This window comes from Mesorhizobium sp. M7A.F.Ca.ET.027.03.2.1 (assembly GCF_003999175.1).
In the GTDB taxonomy this organism is placed as follows: domain Bacteria; phylum Pseudomonadota; class Alphaproteobacteria; order Rhizobiales; family Rhizobiaceae; genus Mesorhizobium.
The window spans coordinates 1-2,031 of record NZ_RZOM01001099.1 but is presented as its reverse complement, the minus strand read 5'-3'; the positions used below and the strand labels follow the sequence as shown (position 1 = coordinate 2,031).

3 protein-coding genes and 1 pseudogene are annotated in these 2,031 nt (G+C 61.0%); 2 read left to right on the top strand and 2 right to left on the bottom strand.

All coding sequences use genetic code 11. The features are described from left to right. A partial coding sequence (locus EN750_RS31655; RefSeq protein WP_127399051.1) for a DNA-3-methyladenine glycosylase I occupies positions 1-474 on the bottom strand: 474 nt, incomplete at its 3' end. Between the two features lie 92 nt (positions 475-566). On the opposite strand from EN750_RS31655, the gene EN750_RS31650 reads away from it, so the two are divergent. Both EN750_RS31650 and EN750_RS31645 read left to right on the top strand, forming a co-directional pair. Further along, a complete protein-coding gene (locus EN750_RS31650; protein ID WP_127399050.1) occupies positions 567-1,130 on the top strand; it encodes a DUF1003 domain-containing protein in 564 nt (187 codons plus the stop codon). Continuing rightward, a pseudogene (locus EN750_RS31645) lies at positions 1,127-1,714 on the top strand (DedA family protein). The gene EN750_RS31650 and the pseudogene EN750_RS31645 overlap by 4 nt, the downstream one beginning before the upstream one ends. A 3-nt stretch (positions 1,715-1,717) precedes the next feature. Here the strand turns inward: EN750_RS31645 and EN750_RS31640 are convergent. Further along, positions 1,718-2,031: hemerythrin domain-containing protein (locus tag EN750_RS31640; RefSeq protein WP_189526596.1), on the bottom strand; the 314-nt coding region annotated here is incomplete at its 5' end.

Below are 2,031 nucleotides of genomic sequence, written 5' to 3'. Positions count from 1 at the left end.
CAGGAAATACTGGCCCGTATTGCCGCCCAACCGGCTGCCATGCTTGCCGAGCCAGGCCATCAGCCCGACCTGGTCGTCCGCCGGCCAGTTTGCAAGGAATTGGCCGAAGCCGCCATATTCCTTCGACACGCGCTCGACGAAGGCGGCGTTGTCGCGCACGGATCTGATCTTCTGCGGGTTGCGCACGATGCGCTGGTCGGCCGTCAGATCGTGCCAGAAATCATCGGGCTGGAACAACAGCCGCTTCGGCTCGAAGCGCAGAAACGCCTCCTCGAAGCCCGGCCATTTCTGCTCGATGACGCGCCAGACGAAACCGGCGGCGAAGACGCGTTCGGCCATAACAGAGAGAATGCGGTCATCGGCGATGTCAGCCACGGCGGCATTGTCAGGCGCCGGACCCAGCAGCGACGTCAGTTCCTCTTCGCCGCCCTTGCGTTTTGCGGCGCGTGCGCGAATTTTCTTGAAATCGGCCATTGGTCCCTCGGCAACTGGAATCAATCTAACACTTCCCGTGTGAGCCGGCAGCCTCTACCTCTTACGGCAAGCCAAAGACCCTGGAGATGGCCATGAACAAGACGATCGACGACCTGGCGAACCGCTGGCTCAAGCGGCGGCCGGACGGCCTCAGCCATCTCGAAAGCCGGGTGCTGCAATCGACGCTCGAACGCACCACCATCTCGCGCGACACCAACAAGGCCGTCGCCTTCCACCAGACCTTCGGCGACCGGCTCGCCGACACGATCGCCCGCATCGGTGGGTCATGGTCCTTCATCCTGACCTTCATCGCCTTTCTGATCCTGTGGACATCAGCCAATGTCTGGCTGCTGTCGCGTGACGCCTTCGATCCCTACCCCTTCATCTTCCTCAATCTCGTTCTGTCGATGGTCGCCGCCTTGCAGGCGCCGGTGATCATGATGGCGCAGAACCGCCAGACCGAACGCGACCGCATCGACGCCGCCCACGATTACGAGGTCAACCTGAAAGCCGAGATCGAGATCATGGCGCTGCATGAAAAGCTGGATGAACTGCGCCACGGCCAGATCCTCGGTATACGCGACGAGATCGTGCAACTGACCGAAATGATCAAGCGGATCGACGAAAGGCTGTCTTCGCAGCAGTCGGCTTCATGACCGACGCGATCCATCATTTCATCGAACAATACGGGCTGCTCGCGGTCTTTATCGGCTGAGTCGCGGAGGGCGAAAGTGCCGCCATTCTTGGCGGTTTCTTCGCCCACCAGCAGGTCTTCGTCCTGTGGCACGCGGTTCTTGCGGCCGCGCTCGGCGCCTTCGTCGGCGATATTTTCTTCTTCATCCTCGGACGAAGCTTCGCCGACCATCCCTATGTCGTCAGATTGCGCAAACGGCCCGGCTTCCGCCGCGCCTTTCGGCTGCTCAACACCCATCCCGACATTTTCGTGCTGTCCAACCGCTATATCTACGGCATGCGCCTCGTCGGCGGCATTGCAGCCGGGCTTTCCAACATCGCCGCGCCGCGCTTCGTCATCCTCAACGCGCTTTCATCGGCGGTCTGGGCGGTACTGTTCGGCACGATCGGTTATGCCTTTGGACTTGGCGCCGAGCACGTCATCGGCCAGGCGTTGATGCATAACGAACGGTTGCTGATCGGGCTTGGCATCGGCTTGACCGTGGCCGTTCTGGCATGGCTCGTCGCCCGTCACATCGCCAGCAAGGAACGCGCCAGGGAGGGCTGATCGTCAATCCACGCCGAGCGCCTGATCCCCCCGATCGAGGATAAGCGGGATGATCAGGTCTTCCTCGTCGGCAAGATGCCTTGTCAGCATGGCGATCAGCCGGCTGTTTTCGTCGGCATAGGCGTCGGCGGCGAAGCGCTGTCTGTCTTCGCTCTCCTGAAGCGTCTTGATGAACGCATTGGCCGCCTCGGCATTACGCTCCAGCCCTTCATGGATGGTGTGATGGTCGGCATCGAGAATCTCGAAGCCGTGCTTCAAACGGGGCTCGGCCTTGGCGAAGACCGGAAAATATTGATAATCCTCGACGTTGTGGTGAC